The organism is Streptomyces sp. NPDC102467, assembly GCF_044765445.1.
Classification (GTDB): domain Bacteria; phylum Actinomycetota; class Actinomycetes; order Streptomycetales; family Streptomycetaceae; genus Streptomyces.
Window position 1 is genome coordinate 322679 of sequence record NZ_JBIWKA010000004.1, and the last position, 18640, is coordinate 341318.

Below are 18640 nucleotides of genomic sequence, written 5' to 3' on the forward strand. Positions count from 1 at the left end.
GCCGGGCACCCTAGCGCGATGGGCAGGACCGTAGTTATCCACAGGGGCCCCCATCATGACCTTCGGCCAGTAATCTCAGCGCCCATGGAGCAGAGGCATCTCGGCCGCACCGGCCTGCGCGTGTCCCGGATCGGACTCGGCACTCTCACGTGGGGTCGGGACACCGACGAGCACGACGCCGCCGACCTGTTGAAATCCTTCTGGGAAGCGGGCGGCACCCTCGTCGACACGGCCGATGTGTACGGGGACGGGGAGTCCGAGTACCTGTTGGGGCGGCTCGTCGAGGGCCTCGTGCCACGGCGAGACCTGGTCATCTCCACCAAGGCGGGCAGCGTGCCCGACCCGGACCGGCGCTTCGACGGCTCGCGCGGCCATCTGCTCTCCGCCCTCGACGCCTCGCTGGCCCGGCTCGGCACGGACTACGTCGACCTGTGGCAGATCCACGCGTACGACGCCGGGACCCCGCTGGAGGAGACGCTCCAGGCGCTCGACATCGCGGTCAGCAGCGGCCGCGCACGGTATGCGGGCGTCTCGAACTTCTGCGGGTGGCAGCTGGCCAAGGCGGGCACCTGGCAGCTCGCGGCGCCTGGCGTGCGCACGCGTCTGGCCAGTACGCAGATGGAGTACTCGCTGCTGCAGCGCGGTATCGAGCGAGAGGTACTGCCGGCCGCGCTCGACCTGGGCATCGGCCTGTTGCCGTCCTCGCCGCTGGGCCGGGGCGTCCTCACGGGGAAGTACCGCTCCGGCACGCCCGCGGACTCGCGCGGCGGCTCCGACCACATGGCGCCGTTCGTCGCTCCGTATCTCGACGAGGCGGCCGGGCACATCGTGGAGGCGGTCTCCATAGCGGCGGACGGACTCTCGGTGACGCCGCTGCAGGTCGCTCTCGCCTGGGTGCGGGACCGGCCGGGGGTGGCCGCGCCGATCGTCGGCGCGCGCAACGCGCGGCAGCTCACGGCCGCATTGTCAGTGGAGGCGCTTAGTCTTCCTGACGAGATCTGCCAGGCGCTCGACGACGTGTCGGCGCCCGTGCACCGCTATCCCGATCAGGACTGGAGCACGTTGTGAGTACGGAGTCCGCTGCCGCGGAGGACGAGTCCGGGGTGCGCCCCGACGCCGGGCCGGACGAGCCGCTCGCCGAGGACCGAGGCCCGGCGACCGAGGTCGCTGTCGCGGACGGCGAAGAGGTCGCGGAGGGTGCAGAGGGGGCGGCGACCGCGGAGGGTGCGGAGGCCGCCGGGACCGAGCAGAAAGAGGCCGCGCAACCGTCCGAGGCCGAGGCGGAGATCGCCGCTCAGCGGGCTCTTCGCGAGCGGATCGCGGAGCGGAAGGCCGCCAAGGACGGCCCGGTCGTCGCCGGGACGAAGCTGAGCGGGAAGGCCGCCGATCTCCTGGCCGCCGTACGTGCCGTGGAGAGCGGGGAGAAGCCCGCCACCACCGTGTTCGCCGAGCCGGAGCGCGGGCCGCGCCGGGTCGTCGTGCCCGAGCCGGCGCGCAGGCCGGAGCCCGTCGTGCCCGCCCAGGACGCGGGACCCGACGCCGAGACCGTGGGCGCGGTGCGGGCCGTGCTCGTCGAGGGCGGGGCACCCGACACCCTCGCCGCGGCGGCCGCCCGGACCCTGGGCGAGGGCGCCGACGATCAACTCCGGGAGGACCCCTGGCAGTTGCTGCGCCTGCCAGGTGTCCGGCCGGAGCAGGCCGACGGGTTCGCGCGGGCGCTGCTCGGCGCGGAGTGCGCGCCGGACGACGAGCGGCGCGGCCGTGCCGTCACCCTCTGGCTGCTCGAACAGGCGGCTGTGGCCGGGCACACCGCTCTCGACCTGCCCGTACTCGTCGAGGCGCTCGGCAAGCGCGGCGTGCCGGACCCGGACGCCGCCGTGCAGAGCTCCGTCACGGAGGGGGACGCGCTGCTCTTCCAGGACGCCCTCGACGACGCGCCCGCGCCGGAGCCCGAGCCCGCCGAGGGCGAGGAGGATGCGGAGGTCGAGCGCCCGGTCCGCGTCCTGGTCGGACTCGAGCGGACCTCGCTCGCCGAGGAGAGCCTGGCCGACGGCATCGCCCGGTTGATCAACTCCGGGCCCAAGGAGGGCGGACCGCTCGGCGGCGAGTCGCTCGGCGGGGGCTGGAAGGACGCGGCCGCAGCCGTGAAGGGCACGGCGGCCGAGCTGATCCGCGCCGTCGGCGCGCGCCGGCTCGTCCTGCACACCGGTGGCGAGGCCGCCCGCGCGGAGCCGGTCGCCGCGGCGTCTGCCGCCGTCCGGCTCGGCCTTCGGGTGTGCGTCGTCGCGCACAGTGCGGACGGGCGGCGCCGGGCCGCGCAGCAGCTCGGTGCCGAGAGCCCCGAGCCCGCCCCGGAGACCGCCACCGCGACGGTCGCGGGACTGCTCACGCAGACGGAGGGGCCCGGCCGGGACGCCGACGGGGCGATCGCCGTCGACCTGCTCGTCGTCCTGGACGCCCCCCAGCTGGACGTGGACGACGCCGCGATGCTCGTCGAGCTGCTCGCCGACGGGTCCGGCCTCCTGCTCAGCGGGGACCCCGGGACCTTGTGGTCGGCGGGCCCCGGGCGGGTGTTCGCGGATCTCCTGGCGGCGGGGATCTGCCCCCGCGTCTCTTCCCGTGTCCCGGACTTCGGGCCGATCGGTGAGCTGGTCTCCGGGATCGGCATCGGTGAGCTGAACCAGGTGGAGGCGCCCGGCAAGGAGGTCGTGATCGTGCCGGTGCGGGACGCGGCCGAGGCGATCCACCGCACCGTGCAGCTCGTCGCCGACTCGGTGCCGCGGGCGATCGGTGTTCCGGCCGAGGAGACCCAGGTGATCACCCCCGGGCACGGCGGTGCGGCCGGTACGCGGGCGTTGAACGCGGCGCTGAAGGAGCGGCTCAACCCCGGCCCCGGGCGGTTCGGGGGCTTCGACGCCGGCGACCGTGTGGTGTACGTGCCGACGCCCGGGCGGGTCAGGCCCGGCCGGGTGCTCGGCGCCGACGCGGAGGGGCTGCGCCTGGAGTGCGACGGCGAGCCCGTCCTCGTACCGAAGGATCAGGTGGAGCGGGCCGTGCGGCACGGCTGGGCGGTCACCGGGCACCAGGCCGTGGGCCTGCGCTGGCCGGCGGCCGTGGTGGTACTGCCCGGCGATGCGACGCAGGCGTTGAGCCGGCCCTGGGTGTACTCCGCGTTCGGGCGCGGGGAGCGGCATCTGTCGATCGTGCACGGGGCCGACGCGGCGCTGCCGCGGGCTGTCGCGGAGGTGCCGGCGAAGCCGCGGACCACCCGGTTGCAGAGTCTGGTCCGGGCGCAGGTGCCCGGCGCCTGATCGAGGTGACCGCCCCCGGCCGGCCTGCGCCGGGAGGGGGGCGGTCACGCCGGGACGGTCACCGGCGGTCGGCGTCCTCCAGTGCCTCGTCGATCTCTACGCCCTCCACGTCCCCCACGCCGTCGACCACGTCCACGTCGTCCGGGTCCACGTCATCGGGATCCACGTAGTCGGGATCGACATCGTCCGGGTCCACGTCGTCGTCGTCGAAGACCGCGCTCACGTCGAAGCGGCACACCACCCGCTGGGGATCGGCCTGGTCGAACGGGGTCTCCAGCCATTCGCCCGGCTCCGCCGGTTCGTCCGCGGCCATGACCCAGAGCGTGGAGTCGCCCTCCTCCAGGCCGAACTCCTTGTGCCGTGAGGCGATTTCGTCGGGTTCGAACTCGCCGAAGAGGACGCCGAGCGCGGCATGGACGCTGCTGCCCGCTCCGGTGGCGGACTCGGTGTCGATGTCCGGGTCGCCATCGAGGTCGGCGACACGTCCTGCCTGGGCGAGAAGACGCTGCGGCTCCACCACGGCGTAGTCGCGCCGGATCAGCACGCTCAGCGCGTTCGGCTCCTCGGGACCGGTGTACGGCGGCAGTGAGTCCTCGCCGCCGGGGATCTCGAAGGGGGTGACCTCGTCGTAGCGGTCGTAGAGGAGCTCGTCGTACTCCTCGGCCGCGGCGGCGAGCTCGTTGAACGCTTCATAGACGGCCGGGTCGTCCTCTCCCGACCTGCGCTCGACAGCCGCCAGGTGGCGGTCGAGCGCAGCCTTGACCGCCTCGGCGGCGGCGCGTACCTCGGCAGCTGTGGGCTGCGCAGCATCAGACATAGTGCAGACGCTATCCGTACCGGGCCACTGCCCGCACAATAGATGCGATGCCGGAATACGAATTTGTCGACGTGTACGTACCGCGCGGGGTCTCCCGCAAGGATGCGACGCGTCTGCTGACGGACCATGCCGAGTACGGACACTGGGAGTTGGACCGACTGAGTCTGCGCCGCGACGGCAGTCGCCGCGTGCGGCTGCGCCGGCGGATCATCCGTCAGGTACGGGCCACATGGTGACCTGAACCCGACGGACGGGCCGACGGAAACGGAGCGGGCCCCGCCAGCGCGGGGCCCGCTCCGTTCGTGGTGTCCACCCTGTCCGTCGAGCCCGTTACGCGGTCGCCTTCGCGCGGCGGTAGAGCACCGCGCCCGCGAGCAGCGCACCCGCGCCGAGCGGGATGGTCACGCCGAGCGGCAGCGAGCTGCCGGTCATCGCGAGCTGGGACTCACCCGTGGGCCGGCTGACGCTCTGCGTGTCCGGCTTGTTGGGGGTGCTCGTGCCCAGCTGGCCGACGAAGTGCCCGCCCCGGGTCGACGGAGTGCCCGGCTCGTCCGGAGTGCCGGGGTGTCCCGGAGTTCCGGGGTGTCCCGGAGTTCCGGGGTGTCCCGGGTTTCCGGGGTGTCCCGGGTTTCCGGGGTGGCCCGGGTGACCGGGATGGCCGGGGTGGCCCGGGTGGTGCGGCTTCGACGGCGGCTGGTGCGGCTTGCCGGGCGGCGTGGTGTGGTGCCCGCCGCCGGGGTTCGCGCAGTCGTCGCCGGTGGCCGCGTTGCCGAGACCGATCACGGAGACCGTGTTGCCGCACGCGTTGACCGGCACGTCGACCGGCGCCTGCACGTGGTTGCCCGAGCCGACGCCCGGCGAGCCGCTCGTGTGCCCGCCGGCCTTCGACCCACCGCCGGACGGCTTGTGCGAGCCGCTGCCGCCGTGCGAGGTGTTGGCGCAGCTGTTGCCCGCCGCCGGATTGAGCAGCCCGATGACGTTGACCGTGTTGCCGCACAAGTTGAGCGGCACGTGCACGGGGGCCTGGACCGAGTTGCCGGACACGACGCCCGGCGAGTTCGACGCGCTTCCGTGCGCGCCGGAGTCGGCGTGCGCGTAGCCGCCTGTGACCGCGAGCACACCGCTCGCCGCCGCCACGGTGATCAGGCCTTTGCGGGTGACCTGTCGCATAGCTTTTCCTGCCTTAGAACATTGCCCAAGCACTACCGAATGGCACAGGCCGGAACGCGCCCGCACCGAATGCCCAATCGGCCCCGGAACGCATGGCGCGCGCTCCGGGGCCGACGGACTCAGACCCTCAAGGGGTGAGGCACAACAACGTCACTTGTTGATGCAGGTGTTGCCGAAGGCGGGGTTCAGCAGCCCGATCACGGAGACCGTGTTGCCGCAGACGTTCACCGGGACGTGGATGGGCGCCTGGATAACGTTGCCCGACAGCACGCCCGGGGAGCCCACAGCGGCGCCCTGGGCACCGGCGTCGGCAGCAGCCATGCCCGCACCCGCGAGTACGAGACCACCGGTGGCAACCGCAGCGGCGACGATCTTCTTGATCATTATTCCTCCTAGTTGGCAATGCAGTCCCAGCCGCGGACTGCACTCCCTGTAACGAGGAGAAAGTTATGAGGCTACGAGCCTATGGTTCCTTTCACTCTTTTCAGGCAAGTACGCACGTACGGACGATTGTTGCTATCACATGGTGTTGACGCGAGCCGTTCCTCAGGACGCGTCGATGAACCGGTCGAGCACCCGGACGCCGAACTTGAGTCCGTCGACCGGGACGCGCTCGTCGACACCGTGGAACATGCCGGCGAAGTCCAGTTCGGGCGGCAGCTGCAGCGGCGCGAAGCCGAAGCCGCGGATACCGAGGTCGTCGAAGGACTTGGCGTCGGTGCCACCGGAGAGCATGTACGGGATGGCCTTGCCGATCGGGTCCTCGGCGACGATGGAGGACTTCATGGCCTCGACGAGCGCCCCGTCGAAGGTGGTCTCGACGGCCTTGTCACCGTGCACGTCCGTGCGCTTGACCTTGGGGCCGAGAATGCGGTCGAGGTCGGTGAGGAACTCCTCCTCGTGGCCGGGCAGGAACCGCCCGTCCACGTGAGCGGTGGCCTCGCCGGGGATGACGTTCACCTTGTAACCGGCGCCCAGCTGCGTGGGGTTGGCGGTGTTGCTCAGCGTGGCGCCGATGAGCTTGGCGATGCCGCCGAGCCGGGCCAGCGTCGACTCCATGTCCTCGGGGTCGAGCTCGGTGCCCAGTGCGTCGCCGAGCTCGTCGAGGAAGGCGCGGGTGGTCTTCGTGACGCGTACGGGGAACTTGTGGCGGCCGAGCCGGGCGACCGCCTCGGAGAGTTCGGTGATCGCGTTGTCCCGGTGGATCATCGAACCGTGACCGGCGGTGCCGGCCACGGAGAGCTTCATCCAGTGCATGCCCTTCTCGGCGGTCTGCACCAGGTACAGCCGGCGCTGCTCGCTCACCGTGAACGAGAAGCCGCCGACCTCGCTGATCGCCTCGGTGACCCCGTCGAACAGATCGGGGTGGTGGTCGACGAGGTGCCGGGCGCCGTACGTGCCGCCGGCCTCCTCGTCGGCGAGGAAGGCCAGGACGATGTCGCGCGGAGGCTTGCGGCCGGTGCGCAGCCGGTCGCGGACGACCGCGAGGGTCATCGCGTCCATGTCCTTCATGTCGACGGCGCCGCGGCCCCATACGCACCCGTCGGCGACCTCACCGGAGAAGGGGTGGTGGGTCCAGTCCGCCGCGTTGGCCGGGACGACGTCGGTGTGCCCGTGAATGAGCAGCGCGGGCCGCGAGCGGTCCTCGCCCTCGATGCGGGCGACCGTGGAGGCACGGCCCGGGTGGGACTCGAAGATCTTCGGCTCGAGGCCGACCTCGGCGAGCTTCTCCGCGACGTACTCGGCGGCCTTGCGTTCGCCCGGGCCCGAGTGGTCGCCGTAGTTGCTGGTGTCGATCTGGATCAGTTCACGGCAGAGGTCGACGACCTCGTCCTGTCCGGAGACGGCCCTGCCCGTGCTCGACTCGCTCACGTTGTTCCTCTCTCCCTGTGGATCCCCCTCATCCTCTCTCTTGTGCGGCCTCCACCCAAGGCCGGGCCACCCTCGTCACGTGCCGTTCACAGGCCCGGCGGCCGGTCCGGCGGCGTGATCGAAGCACTCGTAATCCCTGGTAATGTTCTCCGTGTCGCCGCGGGGAACGCCCCGCACAAGCGGCAGACACCTTGTCCGGGTGGCGGAATGGCAGACGCGCTAGCTTGAGGTGCTAGTGCCCTTTATCGGGCGTGGGGGTTCAAGTCCCCCCTCGGACACAGCGAAAGACCCCAGTTCATCTGGGGTCTTTTTGTTTGTGCCCCTGCCTTGTGCCCCCGCCTTGCGCCACCGCGGTGCGCCGGTCGAAAACCAGCGGTCGGGCCACCCGCAGGGCCGTGGCGAGGGCGCCGAGGAGGACCGCGTCGTCACCCGTCGTGCTGGCCTCGACGCGGGGGCGCAGCGGGGTGAGGCGGTGCAGGGTCTCGGACACGGTGGTCAGCAGGAGGTCGGCGCCGCGGCCCACTCCCCCGCCGAGTACCACCAGGTCGGGGTCGAGCACGGCGGTGACGGAGGCGACGGCGAGGGCGAGGCGTTCGCCTTCCTGGCGGACGGCCGCGAGGGCGGCCCGGTCGCCGGCGCGGGCGGCGTCGAAGACGCGCTTGGCGGTGAGCGGCCCGGTCATGCCGAGGGTGCGGGCGGCGCGCACCACGGCGTCGGCGGAGACCGCGTCCTCCAGCATCCCGCGGCGGGGCGCGCTGCCCGATTCCGGTACGCCGTCCAGGGGCAGGAAGCCGATCTCGCCGGCGGCGCCGTGCGCGCCCAGGAAGAGTTCGCCGTCGGCGACGACGCCCATGCCGAGACCGGTGCCGATCAGGACGTAGACAAAGAGGCGGCTGTCCACGCCCGCGCCCGCGGTGTACTCGCCGAGGGCCGCGAGGTTGGCGTCGTTGTGGACGGAGAGCGGGGTGCCGAGGCGGGCGCGCATCCGCTCGACGAGGCCGGGGCGGCCCCAGCCGGGCAGGTTGACGGCGTAGCGGACGCGGCCGGTGTGACGGTCGAGGACGCCGGGGGTGCCGACGGCGGCGTGCACGATGTCTGCGGGTGTCAACTCGGCTTCGGCGAGGGTCTGTTCGGCGCAGGCCACGGCGGCGTCGGCGACCGAGGTGGCGCCGCGGCCGCGGTTGCGTACCTCGGTGCGGGAGACGATCCTGCCGGAGAGGTCGGCGAGGGCGGTGCGCAGGCGGCCGCGGCCGATGTCGATGCCGAGGACGTGGCCCGCGTGCGGGTCGGGCTCGTACAGGACGGCGACGCGGCCGCGGCCCGTGGTGTGGGTGCCGGCCTCGCGGACCAGGCCTGCCCGTTCCAGGGCGGCGAGGGCGGAGGAGACGGTGGGCTTGGACAGGCCGCTGTCGCGGGCGAGTTGGGCCCGGGATGCGGGGCCTTCGAGCCGTAATCGTTCCAGGAGCAGCCATTCGTTGTTGCTGCGCAGGAGCCGGCGGTTCCACGGCGGTGTGGTCACCGGGCGCCCTCGGCGGGTGCGGTGACGTGGCAGGCGGCCGTGTGGTCCGGGCCGACCGGTTGAAGGGTCGGCGTGCGGTGGTGGCAGAGGTCGACGGCGAGGGGGCAGCGGTTGCGGAAGCGGCAGCTGGGGGTGGGGTCGATGACGACCGGGGGGTCGGTCTTCGCGGCGGCCGCGTCGACGTCGAGGGGGGCGCGCGGGTCGGGGACGGCGGACAGGAGCAGGTCGGTGTAGGGGTGGCGGGGCGCGGCGAGCACGTCCTCGGTGGGGCCGGTCTCGACGACATGGCCGCCGTACATGACGGCGATGCGGTCGGAGAGGTAGCGGGCGCTCGCGATGTCGTGGGTGATGTAGAGGATCGAGACGCCCTCGGTGGCGCGCAGGTCGGCCATGACGTTGAGGAGGCCGATGCGGATGGAGACATCGAGCATGGAGACGGGCTCGTCGGCGAGGATCAGTTTCGGGCGGTGGGCGAGGGCCTGGGCGAAGCCGATGCGCTGGCGCTGGCCGCCGGAGAGTTCGTGGGGGAAGCGGGACAGGACGTCGGTGGCGGGGGTCAGCCCGACGGCGTCGACGACCCGCTCGGCCTCCGTCCGCCGCTGCGCGGAGGTGAGGTCGGGGCGGTGGAGTTTCAGGCCGCGCAGGATGCCGTGCGCGACGCGGTAGGCGGGGTTGAGGGAGGCGAACGGGTCCTGGAAGACCATCGGTACGTCGCCCCGGTACGCGAGCTTGGCCCTGCGGCCGCGCTGCGCGGTCAACGGCTGTCCCTGGTACCGGATTTCGCCGCGGGTCGGGCGGTGGACCTGGGCGACGAGGCGGGCGAGCGTCGACTTGCCGCTGCCGCTCTCACCGACGAGGGCGACGATCTCGCGTTCGCCGATGGTGAGGTCGACGTCGTCGACGGCGTGCAGGACGCGGCGGGTCAGTCCGGTGCCGATCTTGAAGTGACGGGTGAGGCCGGAGGTTTCGAGGAGCGGGCCGTTCATGAGGTGACCTCCTCGGCGGCCGGGGCGTGCAGCAGGCAGCGGGCGCGGGCCGTGCCGATGTCGTACAGGGCCGGTTCGGTGTCGCGGCAGGGATCGTGGACGAGGGGACAGCGCGGGTGGAAGCGGCAGCCGGCGGGGGGTGCGGCGAGGTCGGGCGGGCTGCCGGGGATGCCCTTGAGGGGCACGCGGGGGCCGCGGATCGAGGGGAACGCTTCGAGCAGGCCGCGGCTGTAGGGGTGGGAGGGGTGGTCGAAGACGGTGCGGGTGGGGCCCGCTTCGACGACCTGGCCCGCGTACATGACGAGGAGCTGGTCGGAGAAGTGGCTCACGAGGGACATGTCGTGGGTGACGAACACGACGGCGAAGCCGAGGAGTTGCTGCAGTTCCTTGATCTGGACCATGAGCGAGCGCTGGGCGACGACGTCGAGCGCGGAGGTCGGTTCGTCCATGACGACGAGGTCGGGGGTGAGCAGCAACGCCATCGCGATCATGGCGCGTTGGCGCATACCGCCGGACAACTGGTGCGGGTAGCTGCGCAGATGAACCGGGTCGATACCGACGAGGTCGAGGACTTCGGCCGAGCGGGCGCGGATCTCCTCTTTCGTGTACGTGCCGTGTGCGGCCATGGCGTCCTTGTACTGGGCGGCGAGAGTGGCCACCGGGTTGAGGGCGTTCATGGCGCTCTGCAGGACGACGGAGAAGTCACGCCAGCGCAGGGCGTTGAGTTCGCGTTCGCTGAGGGTGACGAGGTTCTCGCCGCGGAAGCGGACGGCGCCGCCGGCGATCCGGGCGGGTGCGTTGAGCAGACCCGTGACGGCGAACATGAGGGTCGACTTGCCGCAGCCGGACTCACCGACGACCGCGGTGAACTCTCCTTGCCGCACAGTGAATTCGGCATGGTCGACGGCGGTCACCGGACCGCGAGCGGTGTCGTACACGACCGTGAGGTCGGTGACGGTGAGCAGCGGGTCAGGCACGTCCGCGCCTCCTTCGCTCGCGACGGCGTACGGGACGCAGGGCGGGGTTGCCGATCTCGTCGAAGGCGTAGTTGACGAGGGCGAACGAGACGCCGAGCAGGGCGACACAGAGGCCGGGGGCGATCGACCACAGCGGGGTGCCCGTCTGCAGGGCCTGCTGGTTCTGGGCCCAGTAGAGCATCGTGCCCCAGCTCTGCGAGCTCGGGTCGCCCAGACCGAGGAACTGGAGTCCGGCGGCGCTCAGCACCGAATAGAGGGCCGCGCCAAGGAAGTTGGCGACGATCAGGGAGGTCATCGTCGGCAGGAGCTCGCGGACGATGATGTACGAGCGCCGCTCACCGCGCACCCGCGCCGAGGCGAGGAAGTCCCGGTTGCGCAGGGACAGCGCCTGGACGCGCATCTGGTTGGCGCCGTAGGACCAGCCGGTGAGGACGAGGACGGCGAGGATCACGGTGAGGGAGCCCTTGCCGGCGTACTTGGCGAGGATGATGACGAGCGGGAACGCCGGGATGACGAGGACGACGTTCGTCAGCAGGGAGAGCAGGTCGTCGGTGATGCCGCCGAGGTAGGCGGCGGAGACGCCGATGATCACTGACAGGACGGTGGCCAGCGCTCCCGCGACGATGGCGATGACCAGTGATTCGCGGGTGCCGTAGATGAGCTGGGAGTAGATGTCCTGGCCCAGGGCTGTGGTGCCCAGGAGGTGGGCGGTGGAGGGGCTGAGGCGTGGGGGGAAGGTTGCCTCTTCGGGGTGGTGTACGGAGGTGAAGAGGCCTGGGAACGCGGCGATCAGGGTGAACAGGAGGAGGATCGCCGTGCCTGTCATTGCTTTGCGGTTGCCTCGGATTGCTCGCCAGAGGGCCGCTTGAGAGGGGGGTCGGCGAATTGGCTGAGCCCCGGGGCTCTGCCCCGGACCCCGCTCCTCAATCGCCGGAGGGGCTTGAATGGTTGGCTGGTGGGGTGGATTTGTCATGAGCGCGCCCTTGGGTCCAGCCAGACCGTTGCTATGTCCACCGCGAGGAGCGCCAGGAGGACCGCCACCGTGAACAGCATGAACAGGGCCTGCATCAGCGGGTAGTCGACGTTCTGGACCGCGTTGTAGAGGAGGTAGCCGACTCCGGGGTAGTTGAAGACGTACTCGATGAGGATCGCGCCCGAGATGACGAAGCCGAGGGACATGGCGAAGCCGGCGAGGTTGGGCAGGACCGCGTTGCGGGCGGCGTAGGCGTACATGATGCGGCGGTTGCCGAGGCCTTTGGCGCGGGCCATGCGGACGTAGTCCTCGGCCAGCGTGGTGATCATGTTGTTGCGCATGGTCAGGATCCAGCCGCCGATCGTGGTGATGAGCAGCGTGGCCGCCGGGAGGACCGCGTGGGACAGGACGCTGCCGACGAAGCCCGGTGAGAAGCCCGGCACGATCGATGTGTCGTAGTTGAAGTTGGCCGGGAGGAAGCCTCCGGTGCCCTGCGAGAAGACCAGGATCAGCAGCAGGCCCACCCAGAAGTACGGCAGCGCGGAGGTGACGACGAAGATCGGCGGGAGGATCGCGTCCAGGGTGCCGCCGCGGCGCCAGCCCGAGACCGTGCCGATGAGCGTGCCGAGCACGAAGGCGAGGACGGTGGTGACGCCGACCAGGCCGAGGGTCCAGGGCAGTGCGCCGCCGATCAGTTTCGTGACCGGCTCGCCGAGGGTCTGGCCGATGGAGCGGCCCCAGTTCCCGGTGAACATGTGGCCGAGATAGTCGACGTACTGGACCGCGACGTTCTGGTCCGGTTTGAAGCCGAACGACGTCAGCATCTGTTCGAGGGCGTCGCGGGAGACCCTGCCGCGGGTGCGCACCGTGAGGGCGTCGACCGGGTCGCCCGGCATGAAGCGCGGGATGAAGAAGTTCAGGGTGAGGGCCGCCCAGAGCGTGAGGAGGAAGAAGCCGAGGCGGCGCAGGATGAAGCGCACGACGCATCCACCGCCCTACTGGGCCGACTTGGAGTACAGGCGGCTGAGCACCTGACCCGTGTCGGGGAAGTTGTAGGCGGCGGGCTGGGCGTACGGGTTGTCCTCGGTGGGCCAGCCGCCGATGTCCTTGGTGTTGTACTGGAACCAGTCCACCGCCTCCACCACGGGGATCACCGGGACGTCGTCGATCATGTACTGGGCGACCTTCTTGACGAGGTCGACCTGCTGGGTCTCGCTCGCCGACGCGTAGTCGTTCAGGAGCTGGTCGACCTTGGGGTTCTTGTAGCGCTCGAAGTTGCTGGGGGCGCTCTTGCCGAGCGGCGCGGTGTTCGCGGAGTGCAGCATCTGGCGCAGCTCGTAGTACGGGGTCGGGCCGCTGGTCTGCTGGTTGTAGTACGCCAGGTCGTAGTCGCCGGTGTAGAGGCGGCCGACCATGGTCTGCTGCGCGAGGTCCTGGACGGTGAGGTCGATGCCGACGGCCTTCAGGTTCTGCTTGATGACGTTGAGCGAGGCGTCCCAGTCGGTGTAGCCGGTGATCGTGATGATGTTGAGCTTGAGCGGCTTGGACGGGGAGTGACCGAGGTCGGCGAGGAGCTGTTTAGCGCGGGCCGGGTCCGGCTTGTCGTAGCCGGCCTTCGCCACGGCCGCCTTGTCGTAGTACTTGTCGAAGGTCGGCGTGACGATGCCCGACTGGTTGGCGACCGGTTCCTGGCCGCCCACACCGATCTTCGACACCTTGTCGCGGTCGATGGCGTACGAGATCGCCTGCCGGACCTTGAGGTTGCTGGTGATCTTGTGGGTGGGGTCGAGGTTCGGGTAGATGCCGACGTTCAGGACGGGCGGCGACCAGGTGTGGTTCTCGGCCGACTTGTCCAGGTAGAACTGCTTGATGCCGGGGATGAACTGGCTGCCCCACTGCGCCTTGCCGTTGGCCAGGTCGAGGTTGGCGGGGCCATTGTCGAGGTAGGCCGGGTACTCGACCTTCTGGATGTACGGCTTGCCCTGCTGCCAGTACTCCGGGTTGGCCTTGTACTGGATGTTGTTGGGCGAGCACGGGTCGACCTCGAACGGGCCGGTGCCGACGGGTTTCTTGTCCACCCAGGTGTCGGGGTGCTTCGCGGCCTCGCCGGTGCCGAAGACGTGCTCGGGCACGATGGCGACCTGGTGGGCGAAGGCGTAGAAGTACGGCTGCGCGGCCTGCTTGAACTTCAGGGTGACCTGGTCGCCGGAGGCGGTCGCCGAGGTCAGCCCGGCGGTGGTCCACAGGGCGTAGAGGTCGGTCGAGGGGACGCGCTTCATCAGGTTGAAGGTGAAGGCGACGTCCTTGGCGGTGAGCGGCTTGCCGTCGTTCCACTTCGTCCCGGAGCGGATCCTGAAGTCGATGCGCGTCTTGTCGGCGTTCCACTTGTAGCTCTTGGCGAGCATCGGTGTCTCCGCCTGGTCCTTGAGCGCGTTGACGTAGATCAGGGGCTCGTAGACGAAGCCGATGGACGTGTTGTAGACGGCCGGGTTGAACGGGTTGAAGTTGCACGTCCAGGTCTGCCCCGCCGTGTTGGCGACGGTGACCGTGCCGCCCTTCTTCTTCGGGCCGCTGCTCTCCGAGGCGTTGCTGCCGTCGGATCCCGCGTGTTTGGTCTCGGAGCAGGCCGTCGCGGCGAGCCCGAGAACGAGTGCGGTTGCGAGGATGCGCGTGGGCCTCATTCCTGCAGTCCCTTCGTGGGCCGAGTGCGTCAGGTGCTGGTGCGTCAGGTACTTGTTGCGTCAGGTACTGGTGTGTCAAGTGCTGGTGGGTCAAGTGCTGGTGGGTCAAGTGCTGGTGGGTCAAGTGCTGGTGGGTCAAGTGCTGGTGGGTCAGGTGCTGGTGCGTGCCGCCTCGACGGCCAGCGCGAGTGCCCCGAGGAGCGGCGCGTCGTAGGGATGGGCGGCGGGCACGAGCGAGGGCGGATACGGGACCGCCGCGTCGAGGGCGGCGCGCAGTCTGTCGTGCAGCGCGTCCCAGGAGCGGACCATGCCGCCGCCGACGACGATCCGCTCGGGGTCGACGGCGATGGTGAGATTGACGAGATGGAAGGCCAGCTCGTCGATGAACTCGGCGCTGTGTGGGCCGAGTTGGGGCGCCTCGCCCGCGGCGCGGGCGAGCGCCTTGCCGCTGACGGCCTCCTCCAGGAGCGTCCGGTCGGCGGACGGACGGCCGACGTCGCGGACCGAGCGCAGGTTGTAGCCGATCTCGCCGGACGCGCCGTGCCGCCCGGCGACGACCGTGCCGCCGGTGACGAGGGCGACGGCGAGCCCGGTGCCGAGGTTGACGTAGAGGCCGGGGTCGCAGCCGGCGAGGGCACCGTGGGCGTGCTCGAAGCGGGCGGCGGCCTTGACGTCGGTGGCCAGGCACAGCTCCGACTCGGGGAAGGCCAGGGCGAGTTCACGGCCGAGGGCGAGCTCCGCCCAGCCGGAGATGTTCGGGGCGAGGGCGACACCTTCGGCGCCGGGGATGCCGATCGTGGCGACGCCGACCGCCTGCGGTTCACGGCCGTCGAGGAGGGTGCGGGCGGCGTCCACGGCCCGCTTGAGGGCGGCGTGGGCGCCTTGTTCGGCGGCGGTCTCGACCGTGAGGTCGCGCAGCCGTCTGCCGTGCGGGTCGGCGACGGTCAGGGCTGTCTTGGTGCCGCCGAAGTCGAGAGCCAGGAGGACCGGGTCGGGTGCAGGGGGCACGTGGAGCTCCTCGCGTCGGAGGCGAGCGCCAGTGGATCCGTCGGTAAAGTTAGGTAACTTAACGAGGTTCCACGAGACTGTACGCGCGGCCGAAGCCGCGCGTAAGTCCCCGTATCCATATGGAAGTTGGAGCCGGTCAGCCGGTGAAGCCGGCCGCGATCTTCGTGAACTGCCAGTCGTCCTGGCTGATGCCGGTGCAGTTCTCGAAATGCCGCTGTCAAGGTGTCGCGTGGTGCAATGGGGGCCACAGAGCGGATACGGGGTGGAGTGCGGCGTGGTGACGAACGGTGGATCCGGCACGGCGGGGTTCCAGCCGCTGGAGGGCGGCGACCCGCGGACAGCGGGCGGCTACCGCCTGGTGGCGCGGATCGGGTCCGGCGGCATGGGCCGCGTCTACCTGTCGTACACACCCGGCGGCCGGGCCGTCGCCGTGAAGGTGATCCGCCCCGAGCTCGCGGAGGACCCCGAGTTCCGGCGCCGGTTCCGCGCCGAGGTCGCGGCCGCGAGCCGGGTGCACGGGTTGTACACAGCCCCGGTCGTGGACAGCGACACCGAGGGATCGATGCCCTGGTGCGCGACCGCCTACGTACCCGGCCCTTCGCTGGCCGAGGCGGTGCGCGAGCACGGCCCGCTGCCCGTCGACACAGTGCTGCGGCTGGTCGCCGGAGTGGCGGAGGCGCTGCAGGCGGTGCACGCGGCGGGCATCGTGCACCGCGATCTGAAGCCGTCGAACGTGCTGCTCGCCGACGACGGGCCGCGCGTCATCGACTTCGGGGTGGCCCGCGCCGCTGACACCACCTCCATAACGCAGAGCGGGACAGCCGTCGGCACCGTGGCGTACATGGCGCCCGAGCAGGTTCTCGGCGGCGAGGCGAGCGGTTCGGCGGACGTCTTCGCGCTGGGCCAGACCGCTGTGTTCGCGGCGACCGGGCGGGCTGCGTTCGGTGAGGGCGACCCGCACGCGGTGCTCTACCGGGTCGTGCACGAGGAGCCGGACCTCGGCCGTGTCCCCGACGAACTCAAGGACCTGGTCGCCCGGTGCCTGCGCAAGCCGGCCGCCGAGCGGCCGTCCGTGGCCGACGTGCTCCGCGCCGTCCAAGTGGCCCGGGAGACCCGTGGGTTCGACTCGGGAACGTGGCTCCCGGGCGAACTTGCGGCGGGGATCGCGGCGCGGGTGGAGGGCGCCCGGGTGGTGGGCGCGGCCCCGACGGACGTCGGCCGCGCGGCTCCGGCAGCCGGGTTCGGGCCGCCGGCCGCGTTCTCGCAGGAGCAGCCCGGCGCGGTGCCGAACCACCCCGCGTACGGCCCGCCCGCGGCGCAGGGCCCTCCCCCGGCCGCGCCCTCGCACGCCTCGCACGCCTCGCACGCTTCCCTGCCGGGGCCGTTCGTGATGGGCCAGCAGGCGTACGGCGGCCCGCGGCCGGGCCCCGAGACCGGCACGTCCGCCGTGCGCACGGGCAAGGGCGGCCGCTCGCGGGTCTGGCTGCTCGCCGCCGCGGCGGTCGCGCTGGTCGCCTGCGGGGCGGGCGTCGCGCTGATGCTCGTACCGGGTGACGAGAAGACGGACGAGGCGGCGAAGGCGCCCGCGCACAGCCGGTCGGCGGCGCCCCATGCCAGTGCCTCCGCGTCGGCCTCGAAGTCGCCCTCCCCCAGCGTCTCCAAGAAGAAGGAGGCCACCAAGTCGGCTGCCGCGCCCGGCCCTTCGGGTCCGCCGGTGCCCGTTACCTCCGCTCCCGCGAAGGCCACCACGAGCGCGCCCGCGCCGTCCCGCGCCCCCGCCGCGTCGGTCTACGGCGGCATCGTGATGACCAAGAGCCACGACCTGTACCTGGCGGACGCCCCGGTGCGGGCGAAGGCCGACGACGGACGGTCGAACGAGGACCTCACCTACGCCGTGTACAGCTCCGGCGCGGTCCTCGCCCCGGGTACGACGTCCGGTAGTTCGCTCGCGCTGCTGCCCGCCGGACGTCAGGGCGGCCTCGACGCGTGCCGGGCCGCGACGGGCTACAAGAGCTATCTCTGGGTCAAGGACCTGTCGGTCGGTCAGCAGATGTGCGTGACCAGCGGCACCGGGCACGTGGGGCTCGTGACGTACCGGGGCGGCAGCACGGGCTCCGCGCCGTCCGCGACGCTCGACGTGAAGGTCTGGCGGAACGCCGCGTAGGAGCCGCCCGGCGAACCGGCGGACCGATGACGCGCCCGTTCGTCGCCGGGCACCAGTGAGGCGCGACTTCTTGTCGACGGCGACGAACACGCGGCCGCCCACGCGGCGCGACACTCGGCGGGTCCCCACGCGGAGCCCTACGGAGGTCGTTGCCCGTGACCGAGCCGGCTGCTGTCAGGCCCACGGCGCCGAGCGCGCTGACGGACGTACTCGCGAGCCCGTGGGTGTCGTTCGCGCGGCGCCGCGCCGGGCGGTTCGCACTGTCGCTGTGGGCGCTGCTCACGGCCGCGTTCCTGATGATCCACCTGGTGCCGGGCGATCCGGTGCGGGCGGCGCTCGGTACGACGGCCCCCGCCGACCTGGTGCGGGCCCGGCGGGCGGCGCTCGGGCTCGACGATCCGCTGCCGGTGCAGTACATGCACTACTTGGGGTCGCTGTTCACCGGTGACTTCGGCACCTCCATGACGAGCGGCACCCCGGTGTCGGAGCTGATCGGTGACCGGCTGCCCGCGACGGTGCAGTTGGCGGTGCCCGCGTTCGTGGTCGCCGTCCTGATCGCGGTGCCGCTGGGCGCGCTGATGGCGGTGCTCACGCGCGGCGGACGGCGACGCGGCGGGGAGCTGGCGTTCACGTCGACGAGCGTGTTCCTGGCGGCGATCCCCGAGTTCCTGCTCGCGGTGGGCCTGGTGTCCGTGTTCGCGGTGCGGCTCGGCTGGTTCCCGGTGGCCGGCCGGAGCGGCGCGGGCAGTTACGTCCTGCCGGTGCTGTCCCTCGCGGTCGGGCCCGCGGCGGTGCTCGCGCGGATGGTGCGCGTGGAGATGCTGTCGGTGCTCGGCGCCGAGTTCGTGCGCACGGCGCGGGCCAAGCGGCTCCCCGCCCGCCGGGTGTACGCGGGGCACGCGCTGCCCAACGCGCTGACCGCGACGCTGACGCTCGGCGGGCTCGTCCTCACCGGCCTTGTGGCGGGCACGGTCCTCGTCGAGAACGTCTTCGCCTGGCCGGGGCTCGGCTCGACGATCGTCCAGTCGATCCAGCAGAAGGACTATCCCGCGGTGCAGGGCGTCGTCCTCGTCTACGGCATCGGGGTGCTGTCCGTGAATCTCCTGGTCGACGTGGCGCTCGCCCTGCTCGACCCCCGTTCCGCGATCCGGGAGGCCTGAAC

16 protein-coding genes and 1 tRNA gene are annotated in these 18640 nt (G+C 71.5%); 6 read left to right on the plus strand and 11 right to left on the minus strand.

Features of this window, described 5'->3' with window-relative positions; all coding sequences use genetic code 11:
• The first annotated feature begins 84 nt into the window (after positions 1–84).
• Both ACIREE_RS10085 and ACIREE_RS10090 read left to right on the plus strand, forming a co-directional pair.
• On the plus strand, positions 85–1068 hold the full coding sequence (locus ACIREE_RS10085; RefSeq protein ID WP_404148956.1) for an aldo/keto reductase: 984 nt from the start codon (positions 85–87) through the stop codon (positions 1066–1068).
• Complete coding sequence (locus ACIREE_RS10090) at positions 1065–3311, plus strand: helix-hairpin-helix domain-containing protein (RefSeq protein WP_404148958.1); 2247 nt, start codon at positions 1065–1067, stop codon at positions 3309–3311. Before ACIREE_RS10085 ends, ACIREE_RS10090 begins: the two co-directional genes overlap by 4 nt.
• A 58-nt stretch (positions 3312–3369) precedes the next feature.
• Here the strand turns inward: ACIREE_RS10090 and ACIREE_RS10095 are convergent, their stop codons facing one another.
• Positions 3370–4128 carry a hypothetical protein gene (locus tag ACIREE_RS10095; protein WP_404148961.1) on the minus strand — a complete coding sequence of 253 codons (759 nt, stop codon included), beginning with the start codon at positions 4126–4128 and terminating at the stop codon, positions 3370–3372.
• A 47-nt stretch (positions 4129–4175) separates the two neighbouring features.
• On the opposite strand from ACIREE_RS10095, the gene ACIREE_RS10100 reads away from it, so the two are divergent.
• Positions 4176–4364, plus strand: coding sequence for a DUF5703 family protein (locus ACIREE_RS10100; RefSeq protein WP_111666225.1), 189 nt, complete (start codon positions 4176–4178; stop codon positions 4362–4364).
• Between the two features lie 94 nt (positions 4365–4458).
• On the opposite strand, the gene ACIREE_RS10105 is transcribed toward ACIREE_RS10100, so the two are convergent.
• From ACIREE_RS10105 to ACIREE_RS10115, 3 genes are all read right to left on the minus strand, one after another.
• Positions 4459–5298: a chaplin gene (locus ACIREE_RS10105; RefSeq protein WP_404148964.1), complete on the minus strand. Its 840-nt coding sequence runs from the start codon at positions 5296–5298 to the stop codon at positions 4459–4461.
• A 150-nt stretch (positions 5299–5448) separates the two neighbouring features.
• Complete coding sequence (gene chpH / locus ACIREE_RS10110; RefSeq protein WP_404148966.1) at positions 5449–5682, minus strand: chaplin ChpH; 234 nt, start codon at positions 5680–5682, stop codon at positions 5449–5451.
• A gap of 162 nt (positions 5683–5844) precedes the next feature.
• Entirely contained in the window at positions 5845–7170 is a 1326-nt protein-coding gene (locus ACIREE_RS10115; protein WP_404148969.1) for a M20/M25/M40 family metallo-hydrolase, read from the minus strand.
• 193 nt (positions 7171–7363) lie between these two features.
• Between ACIREE_RS10115 and ACIREE_RS10120 the strand changes: the two genes are divergently transcribed.
• Positions 7364–7448: transfer RNA gene (locus tag ACIREE_RS10120), tRNA-Leu, on the plus strand.
• A gap of 17 nt (positions 7449–7465) precedes the next feature.
• Here ACIREE_RS10120 and ACIREE_RS10125 read toward each other — a convergent pair.
• From ACIREE_RS10125 to ACIREE_RS10155, 7 genes are all read right to left on the minus strand, one after another.
• The gene (locus ACIREE_RS10125) at positions 7466–8689 is read right to left on the minus strand and encodes an ROK family protein (RefSeq protein ID WP_404148971.1); all 1224 of its coding nucleotides are present in this window, start codon (positions 8687–8689) and stop codon (positions 7466–7468) included.
• Positions 8686–9675: an ABC transporter ATP-binding protein gene (locus tag ACIREE_RS10130; RefSeq protein ID WP_404148973.1), complete on the minus strand. Its 990-nt coding sequence runs from the start codon at positions 9673–9675 to the stop codon at positions 8686–8688. Before ACIREE_RS10130 ends, ACIREE_RS10125 begins: the two co-directional genes overlap by 4 nt.
• The gene (locus tag ACIREE_RS10135; protein WP_404148975.1) at positions 9672–10652 is read right to left on the minus strand and encodes an ABC transporter ATP-binding protein; all 981 of its coding nucleotides are present in this window, start codon (positions 10650–10652) and stop codon (positions 9672–9674) included. The genes ACIREE_RS10130 and ACIREE_RS10135 overlap by 4 nt, the downstream gene beginning before the upstream one ends.
• Complete coding sequence (locus ACIREE_RS10140; RefSeq protein ID WP_404148977.1) at positions 10645–11478, minus strand: ABC transporter permease; 834 nt, start codon at positions 11476–11478, stop codon at positions 10645–10647. The genes ACIREE_RS10135 and ACIREE_RS10140 overlap by 8 nt, the downstream gene beginning before the upstream one ends.
• Positions 11479–11621: 143 nt before the next feature.
• Positions 11622–12605, minus strand: a complete 984-nt coding sequence (locus ACIREE_RS10145) for an ABC transporter permease (protein ID WP_404148980.1) — start codon at positions 12603–12605, stop codon at positions 11622–11624.
• Positions 12606–12620: 15 nt separating this feature from the next.
• Positions 12621–14306 (minus strand): ABC transporter substrate-binding protein, encoded by a 1686-nt coding sequence (locus ACIREE_RS10150; RefSeq protein ID WP_404148982.1) that lies wholly within the window; start codon positions 14304–14306, stop codon positions 12621–12623.
• 150 nt (positions 14307–14456) lie between these two features.
• Positions 14457–15314 carry an ROK family protein gene (locus tag ACIREE_RS10155; protein ID WP_404148985.1) on the minus strand — a complete coding sequence of 286 codons (858 nt, stop codon included), beginning with the start codon at positions 15312–15314 and terminating at the stop codon, positions 14457–14459.
• A 274-nt stretch (positions 15315–15588) separates the two neighbouring features.
• On the opposite strand from ACIREE_RS10155, the gene ACIREE_RS10160 reads away from it, so the two are divergent.
• Together ACIREE_RS10160 and ACIREE_RS10165 are read left to right on the plus strand one after the other, a co-directional pair.
• Positions 15589–17478 carry a serine/threonine-protein kinase gene (locus tag ACIREE_RS10160; RefSeq protein ID WP_404148987.1) on the plus strand — a complete coding sequence of 630 codons (1890 nt, stop codon included), beginning with the start codon at positions 15589–15591 and terminating at the stop codon, positions 17476–17478.
• Positions 17479–17633: 155 nt separating this feature from the next.
• A complete protein-coding gene (locus ACIREE_RS10165; protein WP_404148990.1) occupies positions 17634–18638 on the plus strand; it encodes an ABC transporter permease in 1005 nt (334 codons plus the stop codon).
• Positions 18639–18640 lie beyond the last annotated feature (2 nt).

What these genes read in the sequence shown, in the direction of transcription:
- ACIREE_RS10130 (WP_404148973.1), bottom strand. Translation starts at nt 9,675, where the DNA reads ATGAACGGCCCGCTCCTCGAAACCTCCGGCCTCACCCGTCACTTCAAG.
- ACIREE_RS10150 (WP_404148982.1), bottom strand. Translation starts at nt 14,306, where the DNA reads ATGAGGCCCACGCGCATCCTCGCAACCGCACTCGTTCTCGGGCTCGCC.
- ACIREE_RS10105 (WP_404148964.1), bottom strand. Translation starts at nt 5,298, where the DNA reads ATGCGACAGGTCACCCGCAAAGGCCTGATCACCGTGGCGGCGGCGAGC.
- ACIREE_RS10085 (WP_404148956.1), top strand. Translation starts at nt 85, where the DNA reads ATGGAGCAGAGGCATCTCGGCCGCACCGGCCTGCGCGTGTCCCGGATC.
- chpH (WP_404148966.1), bottom strand. Translation starts at nt 5,682, where the DNA reads ATGATCAAGAAGATCGTCGCCGCTGCGGTTGCCACCGGTGGTCTCGTA.
- ACIREE_RS10100 (WP_111666225.1), top strand. Translation starts at nt 4,176, where the DNA reads ATGCCGGAATACGAATTTGTCGACGTGTACGTACCGCGCGGGGTCTCC.
- ACIREE_RS10140 (WP_404148977.1), bottom strand. Translation starts at nt 11,478, where the DNA reads ATGACAGGCACGGCGATCCTCCTCCTGTTCACCCTGATCGCCGCGTTC.
- ACIREE_RS10095 (WP_404148961.1), bottom strand. Translation starts at nt 4,128, where the DNA reads ATGTCTGATGCTGCGCAGCCCACAGCTGCCGAGGTACGCGCCGCCGCC.